Genomic DNA, 2,485 nt, shown 5'->3' with positions numbered 1-2,485 from the left:
GCCTGGTCGCCGATCGCGACGCCGCCCTGGAACGGGTCGTTGCCGCCCTTGCGGCGGAACACGCCGAACGGCAGGTTCTGCAAGGTGAAGTCGCAGCCGGGCGCATGCGCGGACGCGACGATGCAGCGGCGCGCGGGGTCGTGGGTGAAGTCGAGTGCCATGGAATCCTCGCTGGAGTGGATGGACGGTGCGTGGACGACGATCAGCCCGCGTTCAGGCGCTCGTCGAAGATCGCGACGGCGCGGGTCCAGCCGGCGGAGGCGCTGCGGATCTTGTGCGGGAAGCAGGCGACGTGGAAGCCGTCGGCGGGCAGCGCCTCGAGGTTGTGCAGCTTCTCGAGGTGGCAGTAGCCGATGTCGCGGCCGGCCTTGTGGCCTTCCCAGATCAGGCCCGCGTCGCCGGTCGCCTCGTACTTCTTCGCGGTGTGGACGAAGGGCGCGTCCCAGCTCCAGCCGTCGGTGCCCGTGAGCCGGATGCCGCGCTCCAGCAGGTACATGGTGGCTTCGTAGCCCATGCCGCAGCCCGAGCTTACGTAGACCGGATCGCCGTAGAGCGCGCCGGCGCGCGTGTTGATCATCACGATCTCGAGCGGCCGCAACGCATGGCCGATGCGCGCCAGCTCGGCCTCCACGTCCTCGGGCTGGACCACGTAGCCGTCGGGCAGGTGGCGGAAGTCGAGCTTCACGCCGGGCTGGAAGCACCACTCGAGCGGCACCTCGTCGATGGTGATCGAGGGCCGGGGCTCGCCGAGCGCCTTGTCCATCGTGCTGTGGAAGTGATAGGGCGCATCGAGGTGCGTGCCGTTGTGCGTCGACAGCGACACGCGCTCCACGGCCCAGGCTTCGCCGTCGGGCAGGTCTTCCTTCTGCAGCTTGGGAAAGAAGTTCGTGAGCTGGTGGTGCGAGTTCTGGTGGTGGAAGTACTCGATCTTCGGGCCCTTGCCGGGCGGGTCCGAGAGCACGTCGTTCTCGAGGTAGATGGACAGGTCGACGAACTTGCGATGCATGGCGGTCTCCGGGGTGGGGTTCGTGGGGATGGGGTTGTTCATTCGGGCGCGATGCCGGCCGCGGCCAGTGCCTTGGCCCACAGCGGTTCCTGGTCCTTGATGAAGCGGGCGAACTCGTCGGCCGACATCGGCATCGGCTCGCCGCCGAGGCCGCGCAGGAAGCTCGCGGTGTCCTCGCTCGCGAGGATCTGCTGCAGCGTCTCGTGCAACTTGTCGACCACGGCCCTGGGCGTGCCGACCGGCACGACGAAGCCGCTCCAGCCCGTGAACTCGGTGGCGCCGGGCAGCACCTCGCGCAGGGTGGGAACGTCGGGCAGCAGCGCGGAGCGCTGCGCCGAGGTGACCGCCAGCGCCTTGAGCTTGCCGGCGCGGATCTGCGGCAGCACCGCGCCGAGGTCGGTGAACAGCAGCGGCATCTCGCCCGAGAGGGTTTCGACCACCGCCTGCGGGCCGCTCTTGTAGGGCACGGCGACGATGTCGATGGCCGCGGCCTGCTTCACGCTCGCGCCCGCCACCGCGCCGGTGGCATGCGAGTAGGCGTACGACAGCTTGCCCGGGTTCGCGCGCGCATAGGCCAGCATCTCGGCGAAGCTGCCGAACGCGCTGCCGCGGGAGTTCGTGACGACCGCGGACGGTATCTGGAACAGGCTCGCCACCGGCACCATGTCCTTGCGCGGATCGAAGGGCAGGCGCTTGAACATGTGCAGCGCCGCCACCGTGTTGGTGTTCGAGATCTGCGTGATCGTGTAGCCGTCGGGCGCGGCGCGCAGCCCCTGGGCGAGACCGATGGTGCCGGCCGCGCCGACCACGTTGTCGACCACGAAGGGCTTGCCGAGTGCCAGGCTCATCTTGTGGGCGAGGTGGCGCGTGACCGCGTCCGCCGTGCCGCCGGCCGGGAACGGCAGGATCAGCCGCACGGGCCTGGCCGGGTAGGCCTGGGCCCAGCAGCCCAGCGCGGGAAGGCCGAGCGCGAGTGCCGTGAGACTGGCGCGAAGCCAGCCCCGGCGTTGCATCGAAGAAATCATGTCTCCTGCTCCTTGTGATTGCCGGCGCTTCGAGGCGGCCGGTCGGGATGAATCGAAGGTCTAGACGCCCAATCCGGGCATGCCACTCGGCAGGCCCAGCCGCACCCGGCCATAGGCTGGGCCCGATACGTCCCACTGCAGGCCGAACTGCGCGGCGCCCGCATGCACGTCGCGCCACATGCGCTGGATCGGATCGGTCTCCTGCAGGCCGGCGCCGCCGGTGCCCGCGAACACCAGGTCGACGGCCTGCGTGACGAGGCGCGCGCAGAAGGCCGAGTCGCGGCGCAGGCGCGCGCCGAGGGCGCCGGGGATGGCGGGATGGCTCTCGAGCGAATCCATCGCATCGCACCAGCTGCGCCGCGCGACAAGCTGCGCCGTGTCGAGCAGCGCCTCGACATGGGCGACGCGGTCCTGCACACCGGGCAGCTCGGCCTGGCTGCGCGCGCCGACCGTG

The 2,485-nt window shown here is 70.2% G+C and carries 2 protein-coding genes and 1 pseudogene; all 3 read right to left on the bottom strand.

The window, feature by feature from the left end:
• Positions 1-202: 202 nt before the first annotated feature.
• Positions 203-1,006, bottom strand: a complete 804-nt coding sequence (locus tag AC27VN_RS38755; protein ID WP_395349796.1) for a cyclase family protein — start codon at positions 1,004-1,006, stop codon at positions 203-205.
• Between the two features lie 38 nt (positions 1,007-1,044).
• Positions 1,045-2,031: a Bug family tripartite tricarboxylate transporter substrate binding protein gene (locus tag AC27VN_RS38750; RefSeq protein WP_490880108.1), complete on the bottom strand. Its 987-nt coding sequence runs from the start codon at positions 2,029-2,031 to the stop codon at positions 1,045-1,047.
• 60 nt (positions 2,032-2,091) lie between these two features.
• Positions 2,092-2,485 (bottom strand): annotated as a pseudogene (locus AC27VN_RS38745) (flavin-dependent monooxygenase); the annotation flags it as partial.

Source organism: Variovorax sp. 20P10.2.4 (genome assembly GCF_058244205.1).
This window is presented reverse-complemented; position numbering and strand designations above follow the sequence as displayed.